Raw genomic sequence first — 23,160 nt, forward strand, 5'->3', positions numbered from 1 at the left:
GCGCAATCAGAATTCAGATAGATGAATTTGTTGTTGCCTTCGCGGAAATCCGTGCGCTACGGTATGCCGAGCGGACGGAGGAACATCGCAGCCAACGCGAATGCGTCGCTACGGGAGGACATATGAAACGTGCTATTTCCGCGGCTCTTGCCGCATTCATTCTTGTGCCAATGGCCCATGCCGAGGCCGTCGCGCCGGGCGATGTCGCCTATGACGAATATGGCGCCGTGGCCGCCTCGCTGTCTGGTCAGCCCGGCAGCGCGGAGGAAGGGGCCGCTGCCTTCGGCTCCAAGTCCATCGGCAATTGTGTCTCCTGCCACGAGGTGACGGCGCTCAGCGATGTGCCGTTCCCGGGCAATGTCGGCCCCTCGCTTGACGGCGTGGCCGATCGTTGGAGCGAAGCCGAGATTCGCGGCATCGTCGCCAATGCCAAGAAGACCTATGACGGCACGATTATGCCGGCCTTCTACAAGGTCGATGGCTTCACCCGTCCGGGCAATGCCTACACGGGCAAGAGCATCGCTCCCGAAGAGATCACGCCGCTTCTGAGCGCGCAGCAGATCGAGGACCTCGTCGCGTTCCTCGTGACGCTGAAGGAAGAATAACAACGCAATCGGACCCGGTGACGGGTCCGGAAACCAAGGAGAGAGAGATGAATTTCTCACGACGCGAGACGCTGGCCCTCGGCCTTGGCGCCGCCGCGATGGGCTTCATGCCCTTCCGCGTGAACGCCGCCGTCGAGGATAGCATTGCCGCCTTTACCGGTGGTGCAGAAGCAGGCGAGGGTGGTCTGACGCTCACCGCTCCAGAGATCGCCGAGAACGGCAACACGGTTCCGATCGGGGTCGATGCGCCGGGCGCAGTTGCGATCCTCGTGCTGGCCTCCGGCAACCCGACCCCGGGTGTGGCCGAGTTCAAGTTCGGCGAGATGGCGGCCTCCCAGGCCGCTTCGACCCGCATTCGCCTCGCCGGCACGCAGGACGTGCTTGCCATCGCCAAGATGGCCGACGGCTCTTTCGTCAAGGCGTCCTCGACCGTGAAGGTCACCATTGGCGGCTGCGGCGGCTAAGCATCAGATTCAGGAGACAAGACTATGGCAGATGGTGTTAAGCCCCGCGTGAAAGTCCCGAAAAAGGCAGCCGCTGGCGATACGATCACGATCAAGACCCTGATTTCGCACAAGATGGAATCCGGTCAGCGCAAGGGCAAGGACGGCAACCTGATCCCGCGCTCGATCATCAATCGCTTTACCTGCGAGTTCAACGGCAAGTCGGTCATCGACGTGACGATGGAGCCGGCGATCTCGACCAACCCGTATGTCGAATTCGACTCGATGGTACCGGAAGCCGGGGAATTCAAGTTCACCTGGTATGATGATGACGGCGATGTCTACGAGACCGCCAAGCAGATCGCGATCGGCTGATCTCGCTCCTTTGGGGCGCTGAAGGACTGCCCGTTCCGGCAACCGAACGACCGGGGCGGGCTCACCCACAGGGAGGACACGAGATGAAATTCAAGGCAATGACGGCGCTGGCTGGCGCGCTTGCCCTTTCCGCCGGTTTCGCCGCGGCCGATGCCGATGACGACACGCTCACGATCAATGAGGAGATCGAGATCGTGACCAAGACGGATGCGCCAGAGTATATCGACGGGCTCAGCGAGCTGATTTCGGGATGGCATTTCCGCTCCGACGAGACACAGCAGCTGGAGATGGACGATTTCGACAACCCGGGCATGCTCGGTGTCGAGGCGGCGATGGACTCCTGGGCGATGGCCGAGGGCTCGGAAGGCAAGTCCTGCGCGGATTGCCATGAGAGTGCTGAGGAAACCATGGTCGGCGTCCGCACGGTCTATCCCAAGTGGAACGACGCCGCCGAAGCCGTCTGGACGCTGGAAATGGCGATCAATGGCTGCCGCACCGAGCGCATGGGCGCGGAGGCGTGGAAATACGACGGAGCGGACATCACCAACATGGTGGCGCTGATCTCGTCGGTCTCGCGCGGCATGCCGATGAGCGTGGCCGTTGATGGCCCGGCCGAAGCGACCTGGGAGGAGGGCAAGGAGCTCTACTACACCCGCACCGGCCAGCTCGAGTTGTCCTGCGCCAATTGTCACGAGGACAATTACGGTAACATGATCCGCGCCGACCATCTCAGCCAGGGTCATACCAACGGGTTCCCGGCCTACCGGCTGAAGAATGCCAAGCTGAACTCGGTCCATGCCCGCTTCAAGGGCTGCGTGCGCGACACCCGCGCCGAGACCTACGCGCCGGGCAGCCCCGAATTCGTGGCGCTTGAACTCTATGTTGCATCCCGCGGCAACGGTCTGTCTGTCGAAGGCCCGTCCGTTCGTAACTAAGTGAAGTATGCCCCGCAAGGCTTTGGCCTTGCGGGGTTTTCTGTGAGTAGATTCATTCAATAAACCGCATATGTTGGCGGTAACAGAGGACGGATACGCATGATCTCGCGTCGTGATTTTCTGCAGGTTTCGATGGCCGCGGCTTCCATCGTGGGCGGCTCGGGCTTCGGCAACTGGGCAAGGCTGGCCGCGCAGCAGACGCTGACGCAGGACCAGCTTCTGGACTTCGACACGTTCGGCAATGTGACGCTGATCCATGTCACCGACATCCATGCCCAGCTCAAGCCGATCTATTTCCGCGAGCCTGAGATCAATATCGGCGTGGGCGACGCGAACGGCCAGATTCCGCATGTGACCGGCGCCGACTATCGCAAGATGTACGGCATCGAGGACGGCTCCCCCTCCGCTTATGCGCTGACCTATAATGACTTCGCTGCCTTGGGTGCGGAATATGGCAAGGTTGGCGGGCTCGACCGCGTCGCCACTGTCGTCAACTCCATCCGCGCGGCGCGCCCCGATGCGCTGCTGCTCGATGGCGGCGACACATGGCACGGCTCCTATACCTGCTATCAGACCGCAGGCCAGGACATGGTCAACGTGATGAACAAGCTGGCCCCGGACGCGATGACTTTCCACTGGGAGTTCACGCTGGGCTCGGACCGGGTGCACGAGATCCTCGAGGATCTGCCCTTCGCGGCGCTTGGCCAGAATATCTTCGACAAGGAATGGGAAGAGCCCTCGGAGAATTTCGAGAGCTACAAGATGTTCGAGCGCGGCGGCACTAAGGTCGCCGTGATCGGGCAGGCCTTCCCCTATATGCCCATCGCCAATCCGGGCTGGATGTTCCCCGAATACTCCTTTGGCATCCGCGACGAGCGCATGCAGGAGCAGGTCGACGAAGCCCGCGCCGAGGGCGCCGAGCTGATCGTCGTGCTCAGCCATAATGGCTTCGACGTGGACAAGAAGATGGCCTCCCGCGTGCAGGGGATCGACGTGATCCTCTCCGGCCACACTCATGACGCCGTGCCCGAGCCGGTGCTGGTTGGCGAGACGATCATCATCGCCTCCGGCTCCAACGGCAAGTTCGTCTCCCGCGTCGACCTGGACGTGCGCGACGGCAAGATGATGGGCTTCAAGCACAAGCTGATCCCGATCTTCTCCGACGTGATCGAGCCCGACGCCGAGATGACCCAGCTCATCGACGAGCAGCGCGAACCTTATCTCGACAAGCTCACCGAAGTGATCGGCCAGCTCGACATGGAGTCGGTCCTCTATCGGCGCGGCAATTTCAACGGCACCTGGGATGACGTGATCTGCGACGCGCTGATCTCCGAGCGCGAGGCGGATATCGCCATGAGCCCGGGCGTCCGCTGGGGGCCGTCGATCCTGCCGGGGCAGGACATCACCCGAGAGGATATCTGGAACGTCACTTCGATGACCTATGGCAAGGCGTATCGCTCGGAAATGACCGGCGAATTCATCCATGTGATCCTGGAAGACGTGGCCGACAACCTGTTCAACACCGACCCCTATTACCAGCAGGGCGGGGACATGGTCCGCATCGGCGGCATGGGCTACGACATCGACGTCTCCAAGCCGCAAGGGTCGCGGATCTCCAACATGACGTTGCTCAAGACCGGCGAGCAGATCGACCCCGCCAAGACCTATATTGTCGCGGGCTGGGCGAGCGTGAACGAGGCCACCGAAGGGCCGCAGATCTGGGACGTGGTCGAAAACCACATCAAAGCGCTCGGCACGGTCAGCACCTCGCAAAACACATCCGTGAAAGTCACCGGAACCTGAACACAGACACGCGCCGTCGGGACCGCCCGGCGGCCTTCATGACACCAAGGGAGGGACATCTCCGATGACCACCAAGCAAAAGGGCAATGGCGCCTCGCGTCGCCAGTTCCTGACCGGGGCCGCCGCCGCCGGAGCCGGTGCCGTGGCTGCCGCCACCGCCAAGGCCGCCGGGCCAGACCCGCTGATCACCGAAATGCAGGATTGGGCCAGCTCCACTGGCGCCGGTGTCGACGCCTCGCCCTACGGGCTGCCGATCGAGTTCGAGAGCGACGTCGTGCGTCGCAATGTGGAATGGCTGACCGCCGACACGATCTCCTCGATCAACTTCACGCCGATCCACGCGCTGGACGGCACGATCACGCCTCAGGGCTGCGCTTTCGAGCGTCACCATTCCGGCGCCATCGAGCTGCGCAAGGAAGATTTCCGGCTGATGATCAACGGGTTGGTCGATCAGGAACTGGTCTTCACCTATGAGGATCTGGAGCGTTTCCCGCGCGAAAACCGCATCTATTTCTGCGAATGCGCCGCGAACTCGGGCATGGAATGGGCCGGCGCCCAGCTCAACGGCGCCCAGTTCACCCATGGCATGATCCACAACATGGAATATTCGGGCGTCAGCCTGCGCACGCTGCTGAACGAGGCCGGTGTCAAGCCCGAGGGCAAGTGGGTCTATGTCGAGGGCGCGGATGCCTCCTCCAATGGCCGCTCGATCCCGATCGAAAAAGCGCTGGACGATTGTCTCGTCGCTTTCAAGGCCAATGGCGAGGCGCTGCGGATGGAACATGGCTACCCGGCCCGCCTCGTCGTGCCCGGCTGGGAGGGCAATATGTGGGTCAAGTGGCTGCGCCGCTTCGAGGTGACGGAAGTCGCTGTGGAGAGCCGCGAGGAGACCTCGAAATACACCGACACGCTGGAAGACGGCACGTCGCGGAAATGGACCTGGGAGATGGACGCCAAATCCGTCATCACCGCGCCCAGCCCGCAAGCGCCGATCAAGCATGGGTCCGGTCCGCTTGTGATCACCGGTCTGGCCTGGTCCGGTCGCGGCGCGATCACCGGGGTCGACGTGACCATCGATGGCGGCAAGACCTGGCAGAAGGCGCGTCTCGGCGCTCCGGGGCAGTCCAAGGCAATGACGCGCTTCTATCTCGATATCGACTGGACCGGCGAGGAGATGCTCCTGCAAAGCCGTGCCCGCGACGAGACCGGCTATATCCAGCCGACCAAGGACCAGCTGCGCGAGGTGCGCGGGCTGAACTCGATCTATCATAATAACGGCATCCAGACCTGGTGGGTCAATGCGAACGGGGAGGCCGAAAATGTCGAAATTTCCTAATCAACTGGCCCTTGTGAGCGTGGTCGGCGTTTCCGCCATCGCGCTGTCGGTTGGCCTGTCAGAACGCGCCGCCCACAAGGCGGAAATGGCCGCGCATGACGCCGAAATGGCCGCTGCCCAACACGACACGGCGAGCGCTGAGAGCGTGGCAGAGCCTGTCGCGGAAGAGGCCGCAGAAGAGGTCGCGGAGGCTGCGGACCCTGCCGAGGACGCCACCGAACTGGCCGATTCCGGCACGATGGAGACCGAAGAGGCGCCTGTCGCCGAAGCCGCCACGGCCGCGGCCGTGACCGCCGCCGCCGTGGACGGTGCCACCGATACGCTGGACGGCGCTGGCGACACTGACACGATGGCCGGCGACGACACCGCCGCGCCGATGGGCAAGTTTGGCCTTGGCCGTCCGGCGCTGCCCGAGGAGGTCGCCGCCTGGAATATCGACATCCTGCCCGACGGTACCGGCCTGCCCGAGGGCGAGGGCGATGTCTGGACCGGCGAGGAGGTCTTTGCCGACAATTGCGCCGTCTGCCATGGCGATTTCGCAGAGGGCGTCGACAACTGGCCCAAGCTGGCCGGCGGCATGGACACGCTCGATCACGAGGACCCGCTGAAGACGGTCGGTTCTTACTGGCCCTATCTCTCGACGGCGTTCGACTATGTCCGCCGCTCCATGCCCTTCGGCGCCGCGCAGACCATGTCGGATGACGATGTCTATGCCATCGTGGCCTATATGCTCTATTCGAACGATCTCGTGGACGATGATTTCGTGCTGTCGAAGGAGACTTTCCTCGATGTCGAGATGCCCAATGCCGGCGGATTCATCATCGACGACCGGGCCGAGACCGAGCTGCCGCTCTTCAGCCAGGAGCCTTGCATGGAGAATTGCAAGGAAACGGTCGAGATCACCAAGCATGTGCTGTTCAAGGATCCAATCCCGGTAGAGGAAGGCGACGAGGAGGCCGCTGCCGAGGAAGCTCCGGCGGCGGAAGCGACGGAAGTTGCCGCCGCTGCGCCTGCTGACGCAGCGCCAGCCGAGGCCCCTGCAGCCGCCGAGGAGGCAGCCCCCGCAGAGGAGGCCGTCGATCCCGAACTGGTCGCCGCCGGCGAGAAGGTCTTCAAGAAGTGCAAGGCCTGTCACCAGGTCGGAGAGGGCGCCAAGAACAAGGTTGGCCCGATCCTCAACGGCGTGATCGGCCGCTCGGCCGGCACCGGCGCGGACTTCAAATATTCCAAGGTCATGGTCGAAGCCGGCAGCGGCGGCATGGTCTGGGATGAGGAAACCCTCGCGGCCTATCTCGAAGCGCCGAAAAAATTCCTCAAGGGCAATAAGATGGCCTTTGCCGGCCTCAAGAAGGAGGCCGATACTGCCGCGATCATCGCCTTCCTGAAGGCTCATCCGTAATGGACGCGCCGCGATATCTCGCGGCGCTGGCCGCGATCCTGCTTGCTCCGATACCTGTCGGGGCAAGCGAATTTGGTGATGTGGAGCGGGGCGCGGAGTTCTGGAAACAGTGCCGGACCTGCCATCGCATCGGCCCGAATGCGTCCAACAAGGTCGGGCCCAATCTCAATTTCATCTTCGGACGGGTCTTTGGCGCGGCCGAGGGCTATCGCTATTCCAAGGCGATGAAGGCTGCGGGCGGGGAAGGGCGTGTCTGGGATCTTGACCAGCTCGACGCCTATATCACCGACCCACGCAGTTTCCTCAAAGGCACCAAGATGACCTTCAGGGGCATCAAGGATCCCCAGGAGCGCGCCGATGTGCTCGCCTGGCTGCGCGAGAACTCGGACAATCCGCAGGACATCCCCGAAGCCGCGCCAACCGCCATCGGCACCGATCACAGCGTCGATCCGGAGATCCTCTCCATTGTCGGTGACCCGGAATATGGCGAATATCTTTCGTCGGAATGCCTGACCTGCCACCGCGCCGATGGCGAGACGGATGGCATCCCCTCGGTCACCGGCTGGCCGGAAGAGGACTTCGTCATCGCCATGCATGCTTACAAGGAAAAGGTCCGTGAGCACCCGGTCATGCAGATGATGGCCGGCCGGCTCAACAACGAAGAGATCGCCGCCGTCGCCTCCTATTTCAAGGCGCTCGGCCAAGAATAAGACCCGGATAACGGGCTAAGCCTGCCGGCTATCGAGCCGGAACAATGCAAGGGAGGACACGATTATGAAACTCAACAGACGCCTGTTTCTTGGCAGTTCCGCCGCGCTGACGGCTTCGCTTGCCGCGCCCACGGTCTGGGGCGACAATCACGGCAAGCCGAAGGTCGTCGTGATCGGCGGCGGGGCAGGGGGCGCGACCCTCGCCCGCTACCTGGCCAAGGACAGCAAGGGCGGCATCGATGTCACTCTGGTCGAGCCGACCCGGACCTATTACACCTGCTTCTTCTCCAATCTCTATATCGCCGGCTTCCGCGACCTCGCCTCCATCGGCCACAGCTATGGCAAGCTTGCCTCCGACTATGGCATCAATGTCATCCATGAATTCGCCACCGGCATCGACCGTGACGCGAAAGAGGTCTCGCTCTCCGGCGGCGCCAAGCTGCCTTATGACCGGCTCGTCCTCGCGCCCGGCATCGATTTCGTCGACGGCGCGGTTCCCGGCTGGGATGTCACGTCGCAGAACGCCATGCCCCATGCCTACAAGGGCGGCTCGCAGACCGAACTGCTGAAAAAGCAGCTCGAAGCCATGCCCGAGGGCGGCCTGTTCTGCATGGTCGCGCCGCCGAACCCGTTCCGCTGCCCGCCGGGCCCCTATGAGCGGATCTCGATGATCGCGCATAAGCTCTCGGAGGTGAATCCGACCGCCAAGATCCTCATCGCCGACCCGAAGGAGAAATTCTCCAAGCAGGCGCTGTTCGAGGAAGGCTGGGAGGCGCATTACGGTGGCATGGTCGAGCGGCTCGGTCCCGATTTCGGCGGCGGGAATGTCACGGTCAACCCGGCAGAGATGACGGTTGATATCGATGGTGACGTCAACAAGGTCGATGTCTGCAACGTGATCCCGGCGCAGAAGGCCGGCAAGATCTGCGAGATGGCGGGCGTGACCGAGGGCAACTGGGCGCCGGTCGTCCCGGCGACGATGCAGAGCCGGATCGACGAGAATATCCACGTTCTCGGGGATGCCACCAACCAGGGCGACATGCCGAAATCGGGCTTTGCCGCCAATAGCCAGGCCAAGGTCGCCGCGATGGCGATCCGGGGCGCGCTGACCGGCTCCAAGGTTTTCCCGGCCAAGTTCACCAATACCTGCTGGTCGCTGATCTCGACGGAGAATGGCGTCAAGGTCGGCGCGACCTATGAGGCGACCGAGGAGAAAATCGCCAAGGTGGACGGGTTCATCTCCCAGACGGGCGAAGATGCGGAGCTGCGCAAGACGACCTTTGAGGAATCCGTTGGCTGGTATTCAGGGATCACGGCCGACATGTTCGGCTGATCGACCGGGCGAAAAGACAGGCGGGGGCGGTGCGTCGCCCCCGTGACCCAAAACAGACCCATCGGGGAGGACCCAATCATGAAGACTATTCTTGCCGCTGCCGCGATAGCCGTTGCGCTGCCTGCCGCCGCCGAGGAGGCCGTACTTTATGACTTTGACGGCGATTTTGACGATGCGACCTTCGCCGTTGAGAGCGCGATTGTCGGGCAGGGGCTGGTGATCGACTATGTCAGCCATACTGGCGAGATGCTCAACCGCACTGGCGCGGATGTCGGCTCCGATGTGAAGATCTTTGACGCCGCCGATATCTTCCTCTTCTGCTCGGCAAAGGTCTCGCGGGCGGTGATGGAGGCGGACCCGATGAATATCGTCCATTGCCCCTACAACATCTTTGTCACGGATGCGGGCGGCACAGTCCAGGTCGGCCACCGTGTCTATCCCGATGGACCGATGCAACAGGTGCAGGAGCTGCTGGCCGGGATCGCACAGGAAGCGGTCGGGAACTAGGCGGACCCTATTGAGACAGCGTCTTCGGAGACGTGTCCGGGAATGCTTGGCGGGGCCCTGGGGGGAGCGCCGCTTCGCCCGGTAACGAGCCGAAGGCGCCGGGCGAGCGCCAGGCCGCTCCTGCGGTCTGGCGCTTTTCCATCAGCGCGCATCACTCCGGTCCATTTCGGATCTGGCTGGCGCAATGCGCGACCTGTGGAGGTTAGCGCCGCGTGCGCGCACGGTCTGGCACCCACCCGGCTCCCGAAGCACAGGCAAACACTCTTAGACCGCGTCTGTCCCCAGAAACTCCGAGATCCGGCGCCGCACCAGCTCGATATGCAGCCGCGCATCATAGGCCCCGCTGCGGAAGGGCGGCGGCAAGCGCATCGTGGCAAGCTGGCGATCGATCCTTGCGAGCCGCTTTTCCAGCCCCCGCAACGCCTCTGCGTCAAGCTCCTCCGTGAGGTCCAGTTCGATCTTCCGGATCTCGGCGTAGTGGCGCCAGACCCGACGATGCATCGTCCAGCGATAGAGTACCGGGAGCACCTGGAAAGCCGGGATCACCAGGAAGATGAGCGGCAGCAGGATCAGCAGCACCCGCCGGATCTGGGCCGCGATCCAGTAGGGCAGCCAGTCATGAAAAGCGCTCTGTCCCTCGATCAGGAGCTTGAGCGCGCCGGCGTCGATCGGCATGTCAACGGCTTCGGTGGTAGGGAACTGGCCCTGCTGTGCAAAAATCCCGTTCTCGCCATGGATCTCGCGCGCCGCCAGCACGAGGCGGTCGACAATTGCCGGGTGCAAGTCCTCGACGGCCACCAGCCGCGCCAGCAGCGTCACCGTCGGCATGGCCGCACGGGGGATGACGGGGCCAAGCGAGATCGCCCCCGACGGGATCGTGGCGACGCGGCTGAACGGAAGGCGAAGCGAGATCGCGTCGGTATGACTGAGCCGCAGCAGGTCGACAGTTTCGGAGGCATAGAGCGGTTTGAGATACTCGGCGCCCACGGGCGCCACGAAGATCGCCACGTCCAGCGCACCGGCCAGCAGCGCCGTTCCTGCCGCCTCGCCACCAAGATCGGAAAGCTCGTTTCGGTCGGCCACGCCGAGTCTGGTCAGCAGTTCGTCCACGGCCACGCGTGTGCCCGAGCCCGCCCCCCCACGCGCGATCCTCAAGCCGTCCCAGAGGCTGGGATTGGCCGGCACGCTGCTGTTCTTATTGACAAAGACCAAGATTGGTTCGACCAGCACCGTTCCGAGTGCGTTGATTGGCAGGCCCTCGGCGGGAATGCCGCCCTGCAACAGGCCGACATCAACGTCATCCGTCGCGAGCAACCCGAGATTCTCCACCGAGCCGGCTGTCTCGACAATTTCCACCGTGATCCCGTCCCGCGCCAGGATCTCCTGGTATTGCTCGGCAATGTTCCAGTAGCCGCCATCCCGCCCGCCGGCGGCGAAACGGATTTGGTCTGGCGGTGGCAGGTCCCGCAGCAGGTAGGCCGCCAGGGCCAGCAGCAGGCCGATGGCCAGGATCACGGATGAAAGACGCATTTGCCCCCCGGATTCGTGCGCTCCTCGACCCTGCCACAGCCGCGCCGGGCTTTCCAATCGGGCAAATCGTATCTTGACGTCGCGCAGCGATTGGCGCATCACGCCGCCATGACCCGTGACTCCGCCTCCCGATTTTATTGGCCGCGTTCCATATAGGAGCGGCCGGACGGATTCACCCAGACCGAAGGCCGCCACGGGCGGCTTTCTTGTTTCTCACACAGCTTCTCGTGGCGGTTCGCCAATGACAGGAGCTTGAGACATGCACATGACAGAGATTGAATCCGGCGCGCCGATTTCGCGGATTCGCGGAGCCACCCGGCGGGACGCCCCGCGCCTGCTGGAGATGATTGCGGCCCTTGCCGCCCATCACGGCGACCGCGCCACCGCTTCGCTGCGCACGCTGGAGCGGGACCTCTTTGGCCCGACAGCCTGTTCCCAGGCGCTGTTGGCCGAGCGGCAGGGCGCGTTGGCGGGCTACGCCTTGCTCTGCCCGTTGCCGCATCTTCATTTCGGCCTGCGGATCATGGATTTGCACCATCTTTTCGTCGAGCCCGCCTATCGTGGCGCCGGAATCGGACGGCATCTCGTGGCCGCGACCGTGGCCGAGGCGCGGCGGCAGGAATGCGGACGGCTCACCGTCTCGACCCATGCTGACAATTCCCGCGCCCAGGAGATCTATGATGCACTCGGCTTCGAACGCCAGGCGCCGGGCGGGCCGCGCTTCCGGCTGGAATTGCCGGCCAATGGTGCGCTGCCGGCGGGCTGGGTCTAGGTCCCTGAGCGGGTCTGTGAAACCCGTTTTGGAAAGTCCGGTTTTCCAGACGTGCCTCGCGCGACCTTTTGATGTATGACAGCGGGGCAGGAATTGAGCATTTTGACAGTTCCGGCTCTGCCGTCTGGTCCATCCGGAGGGCATTCAACTGACGGCAGCGGGGGTCGCATTTCCCCGCGATTTGGGAACGACTGGCCGTTTCGGCCGGCACTCACCGGACTGGCACTGTTTTTTCGCGCCGCCCGTTCGGATTCATTCTCTTCCCGGCCGCGTGTCGGGGTTTTGTTTTCGCCGGCGCCAGCCGGATCAATAGCTATTGGATCGTTTCGATGCTCGATTTCGTGCCCATTTCGGACCACTTGCCGATTGTCCTTCAAATCTCCGGTGTGATCGGGTCGTTCATTTACGTCGGCGGCTTCGCCCTCGTGCAATGCGACCGCGCCTGCGGCAACGGGACCGCCTATGCAGTCTCCAAGATCATCGCCGCCTGCCTTGTCCTTCTCAGCCTGGTTGGTGCTTTCAATCTCGGCGCTTTCCTGATCCAGATCGGTTTCATCTGGTTCGGTCTCTGGGGATTGTGGCGGCGTCCGGCGCGGAGCACGGGAGTGGCCTTCCCGGCGGAGTAGCCCGGGCGGGCCGTCCGCCCGCGCCTTTCACGACAGATGCGGGTGCCCAGGCTGCTATTCGGCGGCCTCGGCTTTCGTTGCCGCTTCGATTTCCGCCGCCTTTGCTTCGACCTGTTCGACAATATGGTCGATCATCTGATCATTGGACAGTTTGTGGCTCTGCTGTCCCGCGAGATAGACCATGCCGCTGCCGGCACCACCCCCGGTAAAGCCGACATCCGTCATCAGCGCCTCGCCCGGGCCGTTCACAACGCACCCGATGATCGACAGGCTCATCGGAGTCTTCACATGTTCGAGCCGCTTCTCCAGCGCTTCGACCGTCTTGATCACGTCGAAGCCCTGTCGCGCGCAGGAGGGGCAGGAGATGATGTTGACGCCGCGATGGCGCAGGCCGAGCGATTTCAGGATCTCGAAGCCCATCTTCACCTCTTCGACCGGATCGGCCGAGAGGCTGACGCGCAGCGTGTCGCCGATCCCCATCCAGAGGAGCTGCCCCATCCCGATGGCCGATTTCACCGTGCCGGACATCAACCCGCCGGCTTCGGTGATGCCGAGATGGATCGGAGCGTCGGTGGCGTCTGCGAGTTGCTGGTAGGCGGCCGCGGCCATGAACACGTCCGACGCCTTCACGGAGATCTTGAACTCGTGGAAATCGTGGTCCTGCAGGATGCGGATATGGTCCAGCCCGCTCTCGACCATCGCGTCGGGGCAGGGTTCGCCATATTTGTCGAGCAGGTGTTTCTCCAGGCTACCGGCATTGACGCCGATGCGGATCGAGCAGCCATGGTCCCGCGCGGCGGCGATCACTTCCTTCACCCGGCTCTCGTCGCCGATATTGCCCGGGTTGATCCGCAGGCAGGCAGCGCCGGATTCGGCGGCCTCGATGGCGCGTTTGTAGTGAAAATGGATGTCGGCGACGATGGGCACAGGGCTCTCGGCCACGATCTCCTTGAGCGCACGAGCGCTGGCCTCGTCCGGTGCCGAAACGCGGACGATGTCGGCGCCGGCATCGGCAGCGGCCTGAACCTGCGCGATGGTCGCGGGGATATCGGTGGTGATGGTGTTGGTCATCGTCTGCACCGAGATCGGCGCGTCGCCCCCGACCTTGACCGACCCGACCGAGATCTGCCGGCTCGGGCGGCGCTCGATATTCCGCCAGGGACGTATGTGATTCATCGACATGTCAGGGCTCCGGTGCTGATCGACGGATTCTCTCTACAGGGTTTCGGCGGAAAGCTGAACAGGGGGAAGCGAACGGAGTTGCCGTTCTCCGGGCAACAAACAGGAGGTGCTGGCACGGCGGCCTTCGGCTTTGAGTCCGTGCCCTACAGCGCTCTGCACCAGCGGCTCGTCCGGGTCTTGCCGAAAATCCGCGATTGACCGGCGCGCGCATCCATGCAACGTATTTGAACACTTGTTCAAATAACGGGGAGGGGAGGCCCTGTTGTCATGTTCATGTCTGTGATGAATTTCGATATTGGCGAGGAAGCGGCTGCCCTGCGGGACATGGTGCACCGCTGGGCGCAGGACCGGATCAAGCCGCTCGCGGCCGAGATCGATTCCGGCAATGAGTTCCCGGCGGACCTCTGGCGCGAGATGGGCGAGCTTGGGCTGCTCGGCGTCACCGTGCCGGAAGAACATGGCGGCGCCGGCATGTCCTATCTTGCCCATACCATCGCCGTGGAGGAGATCGCGCGCGCCTCGGCCTCGGTTTCGCTGTCCTATGGCGCGCATTCCAATCTCTGCGTCAACCAGATCAAGCTCAACGGCTCGGACGAACAGAAGCGCAAATACCTCCCCGGGCTGATCTCGGGAGAAACCGTTGGCGCGCTTGCGATGTCGGAGGCGGGGGCCGGCTCGGATGTGGTCTCGATGAAACTGCGCGGCGAGAAACGCAACGGCTATTACCTGCTCAACGGCACCAAGTTCTGGATCACCAACGGACCGGATGCGGACACGCTTGTCGTCTATGCCAAGACTGACCCTGAGGCGGGCGCGAAGGGGATCACCGCCTTCATCGTCGAGAAGTCCATGGCCGGGTTTTCAACCTCGAAGCATTTCGACAAGCTCGGGATGCGCGGCTCGAACACGGCCGAACTGGTCTTCGAGGATGTCGAAGTGCCTTTCGAGAATGTGTTGGGCGAGGAGGGGCGCGGGGTGCGCGTGTTGATGAGCGGGCTCGACTATGAGCGCGTGGTGCTGGCGGGGATCGGCACCGGCATCATGGCGGCCTGCCTCGACGAAATCATGCCCTATATGCGGGATCGCCAGCAGTTCGGTCAGCCGATCGGGAGCTTCCAGCTCATGCAGGCCAAGATGGCCGACATGTACACGGCAATGAACACGGCGCGGGCCTATGTCTACGAAGTGGCGAAATCCTGTGACCGGGGCGAGGTCACCCGACAGGACGCGGCGGCCTGCGTGCTTTATTCCTCCGAAGCGGCGATGACCCAGGCGCATCAGGCGGTGCAGGCGATGGGCGGGGCGGGGTTCATGAACGATTCCGCTGTCAGTCGTCTCTTTCGCGATGCAAAACTCATGGAGATCGGTGCCGGCACGTCCGAGATTCGACGGATGCTCATCGGTCGGGAGATGATGCAGACAATGGGGTAAGCCGTGGAGACATCCGGGCGATTCTGGGAGGGCACACCGAGCCTCCTTCATACCGACTATCCGGGGATCACGTTTTTCCTGGAGCACCTGGCGGCGTGGATCGATATATTGGCGATCTTTATCATGATGATCGGTGTCCTGCGATTTCTTGTGGGGTTCCTGCGGGCCGAGACCAAGCTGGACAAGCCGGTGCGGGCGCGGATCGTGAATGCGGAGCGGATCGAACTGGCGCGCTATGTGCTGGCCGGCCTGACGGTCTTCATCGTCTCCGACATCATGCACACCGCACTCAGCCTCGATCTCGGGGACCTGCTCTTTCTTGGCCTGCTCGTCGCGATCCGCTCGGCCATCAGTCACTTCCTGAGCCGGGAAGTGCTTCAGATCAAGGAGAACCCTGAACTATGATCCGTAACATACTGATATTCTGTGGTAGTCTCTGTTTTCTGGTGGCGGGACCCGGATTGGCGCAGGACCTGCCGGACTTCTCCGCCATGGCCACGGAAGCCTGCCTCGACGGAGCTGCGGACCTGCCCGCCCGTGAAGCTTGTGTCGGGGCCTCGGCCAACGCCTGCATGGAGTCGAATTCCGCCGGCTACACGACGGTCGGGATGGGATATTGTTTCGATCAGGAGCTGTCCTATTGGGATGGGAGGCTGAACGTGGCTTACGGGCAGGTCATGGCGAAGGACAAGGCCATCGATACGGAGATGGCCGAGATCGGCTCCTCCGCGCCCTCGCTGTCGGAGGCGCTGCGGGCGATGCAGCGGGTCTGGATCCCGTTTCGCGACGCTTCCTGCGATTACGAGCGAGCCAAATGGGGCGGCGGTACAGGCGGCGGTCCGGCAACGCTCAGCTGCCTGATGTATGAAACCGCGCGGCAGGCGCTCATCCTGGAGATACGGCTGGAACATGGCTATAACTGATCTCTTGCGCGCGGGAGCGCTGCTTTTGCTGGGCGCGGCACCGCTTGTGGCCGAGGGGCTTGGGCCGGCGGAGCTTGCGACGATGGATGCCTGTCTCGTCGAGAGCGCGACCGGGCGGGACGTCGCCAACACCACCGTCACCTGTTTCAACGACGCGCGCACGGTCTGCGGGGCGGATGTGCTAGGCTGCGAGGCGGCAATGGCAGAAGCTCTGGAGCAACGCGCGGTGGGGTTGTTGGAACGGATGCCTTCCGAGCTGGAGGGAGTGCCGGAGTTCGCGAAGGAGCGCTACACGGAGATCCTTGTCGATATTGACGCCGGGGCGGTGACACTCTGCGATGACGTCCCCGAGACGATGCTGGTCTCCTGCGGCTACCGCGCGCAGGCGCTGCGCCTTGCCAAGCTGCGGTCGCTCGCTGCCCAGCTCGATCCGCGGTTCCTGATCCCGTGAGGGCTGCGCGCCGGACATATGGTGCGCCTGGCGGCGTGGGGGGATTGCGCGGGATCGAAGATCCTCGCGCGGTGGCGCGGGCTGCGCCCGCGTGGACCCGGTGGTGATGTCGCGCCCGACATATCCGGCCCTGCAGGCGGGGCGTGACTGGGAGATTCCGGCGCGACTGAACATGGCGTCGGAGGTCTGTGATCGCTGGGCCGAGGCGGATCCGGAACGCGTGGCGCTAATCGAACCGCTGGAGGCGGGAAACCGTATCACGCGATTTGGAGAATTGCGCGCCATGGCGGATGCGCTGGCACATTCGCTTGTCCTGAAGGGGATCGGCCCCGGGGACAGGATCGGGATCTTTCGCTCGCAATCGCCCTGGACGGCGGCGGCCCATATTGCTGTCTGGAAGGTCGGGGCGATATCGATCCCGCTTTTCACATTGTTCGGGCCGGAAGCGCTGGCGATGCGGCTCGGCGATGCCGAGGCTGCGTTGATCGTGACTGATCCGGACGGGGCGGAGCGGTTGGGCAGCGCGGAGTTTGCCGAGGCGATGGCGGGCCGGTCCTTGCTGGTGGCCGAGGAAATCAGCCCGGAAGGGCCGGCTTTTCAGACGTGCGAAACGGAGGCCGAAGACCCCGCCATCCTGATCTATACCTCCGGGACGACGGGCGGGCCCAAAGGCGCCTTACATGCCCATCGTGTTCTGCGCGGACATCTTCCGGGCGTCGAAATTTCGCATGATCTCATGCCCTTGTCGGGCGATGTTCTCTGGACGCCGGCGGATTGGGCGTGGATTGGTGGGCTCTTCGATGTGCTGATGCCCGGGCTCTGGCATGGGGTGCCGGTGGTGGCCGCGCGGATGACGAAATTCTCGGCCGATGAATGCGTGAGGATTGTCCGACAAACTTCTGTTCGGAACGTGTTTTTTCCGCCGACGGCGTTGCGGGCGCTGAAAGCGGCAGGGGTGAAGATCAAGGGGCTGCGCAGCGTTGCAAGTGGGGGCGAGCCGCTTGGGGCAGAGATGCTGGACTGGGGCCGGCGGGCTTTCGGCTTGGAGATCAACGAGTTCTATGGCCAGACCGAGTGCAACATGATCGTAAGCGCTTGCGGAGCGCTATTCGCGCCGCTGCCTGGGGCGATGGGCAAGGCGGTTCCGGGCCACGAGGTCGAGGTGATCGGGGCGGATGGGGTGCCCTGCCAGGGCGAGGGAGAGATCGCGGTCCGGCGAGGATCGGCCTCCATGATGTTGGAATATTGGAAAAATCCGAAGGCGACGGCGGAGAAGTTCCGCGGGGATTGGATGCTGACCGGAGATCGCGGTTTCCGGGAGGGTGACTTCCTGCGCTTCAAGGGGCGTGACGATGACGTGATAACTTCCTCGGGCTATCGGATCGGGCCGGGCGAGGTCGAGGATTGCCTGCTGACCCATCCTGCGGTTGCCAGCGCGGGTGTGGTCGGTGCGCCCGATCCGAAACGGACGGAAGTCGTGACGGCATTCGTGATGCTGCGCGACGGTTGGGATGGTTCAGAGGAGACGCGCAAGGCATTGCAGTCCCATGTGAAACGACGGCTGGCGGCGCATGAATACCCACGTGTCGTGCATTTCGTGGAGAGCCTGCCGATGACGATCAGTGGCAAGATCATTCGGCGCGAGTTGCGCCAGATCGCTGAAGCTTTCGCTGAGCAAGGAGGTCCTGAATGAGCCGGGTACCAGACAGGCGGCCGCATCTGGCGGCGGATATCCTGCGCGAGGCCCTGGAGAAGCAGCAGCGTTTCGAGGACCGCAAGCCGACCCGCCTGGGGCGCGGGGCGGAACGGCTGACGGCGCCGATCGGCGGGCTTGTGGCGCGGATCGTGCCGGCCGCGCTGGTGCGTCAGGGGCTGGAGATGGCGGATCGGGCGGCGGGCTACAGGCTTCCGGGGCAGGGCTCCGCGCATTCGGTCGAGGACCTGGAGGCCTGCGAGCGCGCGGCGCGGCGGGTTCAGGGCTGGGCCGTGGGGTCGAACGCGGCGTCCGGGGGCGCGGCGGGGTTCTTCGGTGCCGCTGGGATGAGCGCGGATATCCCGACCACCATCGCGCTGGCCGCACGGAATGTCCGGGCGACGGGGGCGACCTTCGGGTTTGACGGCGACAGCGAGGAGGAACGCGCTTTCCGGTTGATGGTGTTGCAGGTGGCCACGGCAAGCGCGGAGAGCGGGCGCGAGGACACGATTTCAACGCTGGCGGAGATGGCCGCCTATCTGGCGAGCCCGGAGGGGCGGCTGGTGCTGGAGAAGGGCGGCGAATGGGTGACCGACACCGTGATCGAGCGGATCGCGCGCCAGTTGGGCTTCAGCCTTGCCGGACGCGGCGGCGCGCGGGTCGTGCCGATTGTTGGCGGCGCGGTGGCGGCGGTGGTCAATGCGAGCTTCCAGACGGATGTGAGCCGGGCCGCGCGCTATGCCTACCGGATGCGCTGGCTGATGCATCGGCGGATGCTGGAAGGACCGGCGGAGGAGACGGCGCCGGAGTGAGGCTGCGGCAAGCGGCCAGGGAATGCGAACGGGACGCTCCAAGGAGCGGGGAGACAGGATGAAACTGACCAGTCAGGTTGCGAGTGGCGCGGAGGAGTTTCGCGCCAACAGGGAGGCGCATCTGGCCGCCTTGGCGGAGATCCGCGCGGCGGCGGAACTGGCGGCCGAGGGGGGCGGCGCACGGGCACGGGCGCGGCATCTGGAGCGGGGCAAGATGTTGCCGCGCGACCGGGTGGCGAACCTGCTCGATCCGGGATCGCCCTTTCTGGAGGTTGGGGCCGTGGCGGCGCATGGGATGTACGAGGGTGCTGCGCCCTGTGCGGGCGTCGTTGCCGGGATCGGCCGGGTTGGCGGGCGCGACGTGATGGTTCTCTGCAATGATGCGACCGTGAAGGGCGGCACCTATTACCCGATGACGGTGAAGAAGCATTTGCGGGCGCAGGAAATCGCTGAGGAATGCCGCCTTCCTTGCGTCTATCTGGTCGACTCGGGCGGGGCGAACCTGCCGCAACAGGACGAGGTCTTTCCGGATCGGGACCACTTCGGGCGGATCTTCTACAATCAGGCGCGGATGAGCGCGAAGGGGATTGCACAAATCGCCGTTGTCATGGGCTCCTGCACGGCAGGCGGGGCTTACGTGCCGGCGATGTCGGATGTGACGATCATCGTGAAGGAGCAGGGGACGATCTTTCTTGCGGGCCCGCCACTGGTGAAGGCGGCGACGGGCGAGGTCGTGACCTCCGAGGAACTGGGCGGCGGCGACGTGCATACACGTCTTTCCGGCGTGGCCGATTACCTCGCCGAGGATGATGCCCATGCCCTGGCGCTGGCGCGGCAGGCGGTCGGCTCTCTGGGACCGGTGCCGGACGTGTCGGCCAACTGGGCCAGCCCGGAGGCGCCGGCCTATGACCCGGAGGAAATCCTCGGCGTGGTGCCATCCTCGCTTTCGACGCCCTATGACATTCGCGAGGTGATCGCGCGGATTGTGGACGGCTCCCGGCTCGACGAGTTCAAGGCCCGGTTCGGCGAGACGCTGGTGACGGGCTTTGCACATGTTCATGGCTGTCCGGTCGGGATCATCGCCAATAACGGCGTGCTCTTTTCGGAGGCCGCGCAGAAAGGCGCGCATTTCATCGAGCTCTGCTCGCAGCGGCGTATCCCGCTGGTCTTCCTGCAGAATATCACCGGCTTTATGGTGGGGAAGAAATACGAGAATGAGGGGATTGCGCGGCATGGCGCCAAGATGGTGACGGCGGTGGCGACGACCTCCGTGCCGAAGATCACCATGCTGGTGGGCGGCTCCTTCGGGGCCGGCAATTACGGCATGGCCGGGCGCGCCTATCAGCCGCGCTTCCTCTGGACCTGGCCGAACAGCCGGATCTCGGTCATGGGCGGCGCGCAGGCGGCAGGGGTGCTGGCACAGGTAAAACGGGCCGGGATCGAGAAGGCGGGCGGGGAATGGTCCGCCGAGGAAGAGGCGGCCTTCCGGCACCCGACACAGGAGATGTTCGAGCGGCAGGCGCATCCGCTCTACGCCTCGGCACGGCTCTGGGATGACGGGGTGATCGACCCGCGCAAGTCGCGCGACGTGTTGGGGTTGAGCCTGCGGGCGGCGTTGAACGCGCCGGTGGAGGAGACGCGCTTCGGCGTGTTCCGGATGTGAGGCAGGTTTTGACAGGAGCGCAGGGGCCGCGTGCGGTGGAGGTCCTGGCGGCGAAACCGCAAGCGGGAGCCGGGCCGGCGCTGGTGCGGCGGGCCCACGCCCGTGAACCGGTGTGCATCAGCGCGTCGCTCGCGGGGTCAACAGACAAAAAGGGACGCCCGGCCGTTGACCGTGTGCCTTCCGAAACGCTTTTCGGCTTGAGGGGGACGAAATGATCCGAAAACTCTTGATTGCCAATCGCGGCGAGATTGCCTGTCGCATCATTCGGACGGCGCGAGGGATGGGGATCTCGACGGTTGCCGTCTATTCAGACGCTGATGCCGGCGCGCTCCATGTCGAGATGGCCGATGAGGCGGTGCATCTGGGCGGCTCTGCGCCGGCAGAGAGCTACCTGGACGGGGCGAAGATCGTCGCGGCGGCGCAGGCGAGCGGCGCGGAGGCCGTGCATCCGGGCTATGGGTTCCTCTCCGAGAATCCGGAATTTGTCGAAGCGGTCGAGGCGGCGGGGCTGGTTTTCGTTGGCCCGTCCGCGCGGGCAATCCGGCAGATGGGCCTGAAGGACGCGGCCAAGCGCTTGATGGCCGAGGCGGGCGTGCCTGTCGTGCCGGGCTATCATGGCGCGGATCAATCGCCGGAGCTGTTGGCAGCGGAGGCCGGGCGGATTGGGTATCCGGTGTTGATCAAGGCGGTTGCTGGCGGCGGCGGCAAGGGGATGCGGCGTGTCGAGTACGCGGAGGATTTCGGGGAGGCGCTGGCCTCGGCGCAGGCAGAGGCGCGGACGGCCTTTGGCAATTCAGATGTGCTGGTGGAGAAATACGTCTCCCGGCCGCGCCATATCGAGATCCAGGTCTTTGGCGACGCGCATGGCGGGGCCGTGCATCTTCATGAGCGGGATTGTTCGCTGCAGCGCAGGCACCAGAAGGTGATCGAGGAAGCCCCGGCACCGGGGATGACGGCGGAGATGCGGGCGGCGATGGGGGCGGCGGCGGTCCGCGCGGCGCAGGCGATCGGCTATGTCGGGGCCGGGACGGTGGAGTTCATCGTCGATGGGTCCGATGGGCTCCGGTCGGACGGGTTCTGGTTCATGGAGATGAACACGCGGTTGCAGGTCGAGCACCCGGTGACAGAGGCGGTGACAGGGCAGGATCTGGTCGAATGGCAGCTGCGCGTGGCGTCGGGCGAGCCTGTGCCGCTGACGCAGGCGGAGATCCCGCTCAACGGCCATGCCTTTGAAGCCCGGCTCTATGCCGAGGATGTCCCGGCCGGGTTCCTGCCGGCGACGGGGCGGTTGGGGCATCTGCTCTTTTCGGATCTGGCGCGAAATGACAGCGGCGTGCGAGAGGGCGACGAGATCAGCCCCTGGTATGACCCGATGATCGCCAAGGTGGTCACCCATGGCCCGAGCCGGGCCGTTGCCCTTGCGCGGCTGAGCCGGGCGCTGGAGCAGACCGAAGTCGGCGGGACGGTGACCAATATCGCCTTTCTCGAAGCCCTGTCGCGGCATGGGGAGTTTGCTGCGGGACGGGTCGATACCGGGTTGATCGATCGCGACCTGTCCATGTTGGTCACGGAGGCGGCGCCGGGGGCGGCCGTGGTCATTCGGGCGGCCCTGGCGGCGAGCGGGTTGGATGATGCGGCCGAGGGGGTCGCTGGGTTCTCTCTCTGGGCGTCGCTCGAACGGGATGTCCTTTTGGAGCGGGGTGGGGAGCAATATGCGGTCCGGTTGGCGGTTCGGGGACCGGGGCGCGTTCGTGCGCAGGTTGAAGGTGAGGTGCTGGAATGTCGGCGCGGTGCGGGCGGCTGGCTGATCGGTGAGGCGCGGGAGCCGGGACCGGCGCGACGGCTGGCCGGGGCTGTCGTTGTTTTTGCCGGCCAGCCCTGGGAGTTCGCGCTGCCCGATCCGCTGGCGCGGGGAGGCGACGCGGCGGGAACGGGCAATATCGTCGAGGCGCCGATGCCGGGGTTGTTGCGGGAGGTTCTGGTCGAGGCCGGACAGGCTGTCGGCAAAGGGGATCGGCTGGCGGTTCTGGAAGCGATGAAGATGGAGCATGCGCTGATGGCGGAGCGGGAAGGGGTTGTCGAGGTGGTTCTGGTGGCGCCGGGCTCGCAGGTTGCGGCGCATGATCCCCTGATACGCCTTGTCGAGGAGGCGGCAGAGACGTGAGCGGCTGGACTTGGCGGGCATGGACCCGCGCGGGCAGTTCGCAGGGCATTGGCAATCCCGAATGGAACGGGACATCCGGCGAGACAAGTTGCAATGATCAGCTCGGCGCCGGCAAGCGCAGTTGCCCATTGGTTCGGTGCTCGCCCTTGCTCGGGGGCCTCCCGCCGGTCTTCAGCCCGCGCCTGCGGCGCGCGTTTCAGACTGTTGGGCCGGGCGCGCTTCGCGCGCGGGCAGGGCAGGGTGGTTGCCGTTTTTTTAGCCTCCACGAGGCGCTCCATGTGCCGATTGGAGGTGTGCAGAGGCGGAGGCGCCCGGCGCTGTCGGAGGTTTGTACGAAATGGAGAATTTCGGGTGAAACAGGTCGGAGACAGAGTACAGGCCGGTCTCGGGATGAGGGGCCGCGTTGCGGATTTCGGGCGGTGAGGGCGTCGCGACGCTGGCAGTTGATTTGTGGGAGCATGGCCCAA

22 protein-coding genes are annotated in these 23,160 nt (G+C 64.4%); 20 read left to right on the forward strand and 2 right to left on the reverse strand.

Features of this window, described 5'->3' with window-relative positions; genetic code table 11:
• Positions 1-122 precede the first annotated feature (122 nt).
• The 10 genes from soxX (at position 123) to R3X27_RS09605 (ending at position 9,446) form a co-directional block, all read left to right on the forward strand.
• Positions 123-605, forward strand: a complete 483-nt coding sequence (soxX, locus tag R3X27_RS09560; RefSeq protein WP_317708626.1) for a sulfur oxidation c-type cytochrome SoxX — start codon at positions 123-125, stop codon at positions 603-605.
• 47 nt (positions 606-652) lie between these two features.
• On the forward strand, positions 653-1,069 hold the full coding sequence (gene soxY / locus R3X27_RS09565; RefSeq protein ID WP_317708627.1) for a thiosulfate oxidation carrier protein SoxY: 417 nt from the start codon (positions 653-655) through the stop codon (positions 1,067-1,069).
• Between the two features lie 24 nt (positions 1,070-1,093).
• Entirely contained in the window at positions 1,094-1,423 is a 330-nt protein-coding gene (soxZ, locus tag R3X27_RS09570) for a thiosulfate oxidation carrier complex protein SoxZ (RefSeq protein ID WP_317708628.1), read from the forward strand.
• Positions 1,424-1,506: 83 nt separating this feature from the next.
• Positions 1,507-2,358 carry a sulfur oxidation c-type cytochrome SoxA gene (gene soxA, locus R3X27_RS09575; protein WP_317708629.1) on the forward strand — a complete coding sequence of 284 codons (852 nt, stop codon included), beginning with the start codon at positions 1,507-1,509 and terminating at the stop codon, positions 2,356-2,358.
• A gap of 99 nt (positions 2,359-2,457) precedes the next feature.
• Positions 2,458-4,161: a thiosulfohydrolase SoxB gene (gene soxB / locus R3X27_RS09580; protein WP_317708630.1), complete on the forward strand. Its 1,704-nt coding sequence runs from the start codon at positions 2,458-2,460 to the stop codon at positions 4,159-4,161.
• A 64-nt stretch (positions 4,162-4,225) separates the two neighbouring features.
• Positions 4,226-5,497: a sulfite dehydrogenase gene (soxC, locus tag R3X27_RS09585; protein ID WP_317708631.1), complete on the forward strand. Its 1,272-nt coding sequence runs from the start codon at positions 4,226-4,228 to the stop codon at positions 5,495-5,497.
• Positions 5,498-5,846: 349 nt separating this feature from the next.
• A complete protein-coding gene (locus tag R3X27_RS09590) occupies positions 5,847-6,896 on the forward strand; it encodes a c-type cytochrome (RefSeq protein WP_317708656.1) in 1,050 nt (349 codons plus the stop codon).
• Positions 6,896-7,606, forward strand: coding sequence for a c-type cytochrome (locus tag R3X27_RS09595; protein WP_317708632.1), 711 nt, complete (start codon positions 6,896-6,898; stop codon positions 7,604-7,606). Before R3X27_RS09590 ends, R3X27_RS09595 begins: the two co-directional genes overlap by 1 nt.
• Before the next feature lie 64 nt (positions 7,607-7,670).
• Positions 7,671-8,939, forward strand: coding sequence for an NAD(P)/FAD-dependent oxidoreductase (locus R3X27_RS09600; RefSeq protein ID WP_317708633.1), 1,269 nt, complete (start codon positions 7,671-7,673; stop codon positions 8,937-8,939).
• A gap of 78 nt (positions 8,940-9,017) precedes the next feature.
• The gene (locus R3X27_RS09605; protein WP_317708634.1) at positions 9,018-9,446 is read left to right on the forward strand and encodes a DUF302 domain-containing protein; all 429 of its coding nucleotides are present in this window, start codon (positions 9,018-9,020) and stop codon (positions 9,444-9,446) included.
• A 264-nt stretch (positions 9,447-9,710) separates the two neighbouring features.
• On the opposite strand, the gene R3X27_RS09610 is transcribed toward R3X27_RS09605, so the two are convergent.
• The gene (locus tag R3X27_RS09610; protein ID WP_317708635.1) at positions 9,711-10,976 is read right to left on the reverse strand and encodes a TAXI family TRAP transporter solute-binding subunit; all 1,266 of its coding nucleotides are present in this window, start codon (positions 10,974-10,976) and stop codon (positions 9,711-9,713) included.
• 265 nt (positions 10,977-11,241) lie between these two features.
• Here R3X27_RS09610 and R3X27_RS09615 point away from each other — a divergent pair, with 265 nt between their 5' ends.
• The gene (locus tag R3X27_RS09615; protein ID WP_317708636.1) at positions 11,242-11,748 is read left to right on the forward strand and encodes a GNAT family N-acetyltransferase; all 507 of its coding nucleotides are present in this window, start codon (positions 11,242-11,244) and stop codon (positions 11,746-11,748) included.
• A gap of 329 nt (positions 11,749-12,077) precedes the next feature.
• A complete protein-coding gene (locus R3X27_RS09620) occupies positions 12,078-12,374 on the forward strand; it encodes a CBU_0592 family membrane protein (RefSeq protein WP_317708637.1) in 297 nt (98 codons plus the stop codon).
• 54 nt (positions 12,375-12,428) lie between these two features.
• Here R3X27_RS09620 and ispG read toward each other — a convergent pair whose 3' ends face one another.
• Complete coding sequence (gene ispG, locus R3X27_RS09625) at positions 12,429-13,556, reverse strand: flavodoxin-dependent (E)-4-hydroxy-3-methylbut-2-enyl-diphosphate synthase (protein ID WP_317708638.1); 1,128 nt, start codon at positions 13,554-13,556, stop codon at positions 12,429-12,431.
• A gap of 267 nt (positions 13,557-13,823) precedes the next feature.
• Between ispG and R3X27_RS09630 the strand changes: the two genes are divergently transcribed.
• The 8 genes from R3X27_RS09630 to R3X27_RS09665 all read left to right on the forward strand — a co-directional run bounded on the left by R3X27_RS09630 (position 13,824) and on the right by R3X27_RS09665 (position 22,693).
• Positions 13,824-14,987: an isovaleryl-CoA dehydrogenase gene (locus tag R3X27_RS09630; RefSeq protein WP_317708639.1), complete on the forward strand. Its 1,164-nt coding sequence runs from the start codon at positions 13,824-13,826 to the stop codon at positions 14,985-14,987.
• A gap of 108 nt (positions 14,988-15,095) precedes the next feature.
• Positions 15,096-15,392: a DUF1622 domain-containing protein gene (locus R3X27_RS09635; RefSeq protein WP_317708640.1), complete on the forward strand. Its 297-nt coding sequence runs from the start codon at positions 15,096-15,098 to the stop codon at positions 15,390-15,392.
• Positions 15,389-15,910, forward strand: coding sequence for a lysozyme inhibitor LprI family protein (locus tag R3X27_RS09640; protein ID WP_317708641.1), 522 nt, complete (start codon positions 15,389-15,391; stop codon positions 15,908-15,910). The genes R3X27_RS09635 and R3X27_RS09640 overlap by 4 nt, the downstream gene beginning before the upstream one ends.
• Entirely contained in the window at positions 15,897-16,361 is a 465-nt protein-coding gene (locus R3X27_RS09645; protein WP_317708642.1) for a hypothetical protein, read from the forward strand. The genes R3X27_RS09640 and R3X27_RS09645 overlap by 14 nt, the downstream gene beginning before the upstream one ends.
• A 106-nt stretch (positions 16,362-16,467) precedes the next feature.
• A complete protein-coding gene (locus R3X27_RS09650) occupies positions 16,468-18,054 on the forward strand; it encodes an AMP-binding protein (RefSeq protein WP_317708643.1) in 1,587 nt (528 codons plus the stop codon).
• The gene (locus R3X27_RS09655) at positions 18,051-18,866 is read left to right on the forward strand and encodes an EcsC family protein (protein ID WP_317708644.1); all 816 of its coding nucleotides are present in this window, start codon (positions 18,051-18,053) and stop codon (positions 18,864-18,866) included. The genes R3X27_RS09650 and R3X27_RS09655 overlap by 4 nt, the downstream gene beginning before the upstream one ends.
• A gap of 58 nt (positions 18,867-18,924) precedes the next feature.
• Positions 18,925-20,529 carry a carboxyl transferase domain-containing protein gene (locus R3X27_RS09660; protein ID WP_317708645.1) on the forward strand — a complete coding sequence of 535 codons (1,605 nt, stop codon included), beginning with the start codon at positions 18,925-18,927 and terminating at the stop codon, positions 20,527-20,529.
• A gap of 211 nt (positions 20,530-20,740) precedes the next feature.
• The gene (locus R3X27_RS09665; protein ID WP_317708646.1) at positions 20,741-22,693 is read left to right on the forward strand and encodes a biotin carboxylase N-terminal domain-containing protein; all 1,953 of its coding nucleotides are present in this window, start codon (positions 20,741-20,743) and stop codon (positions 22,691-22,693) included.
• Positions 22,694-23,160 lie beyond the last annotated feature (467 nt).

This window comes from Tropicimonas sp. TH_r6 (assembly GCF_033101155.1).
GTDB lineage: Bacteria > Pseudomonadota > Alphaproteobacteria > Rhodobacterales > Rhodobacteraceae > Tropicimonas.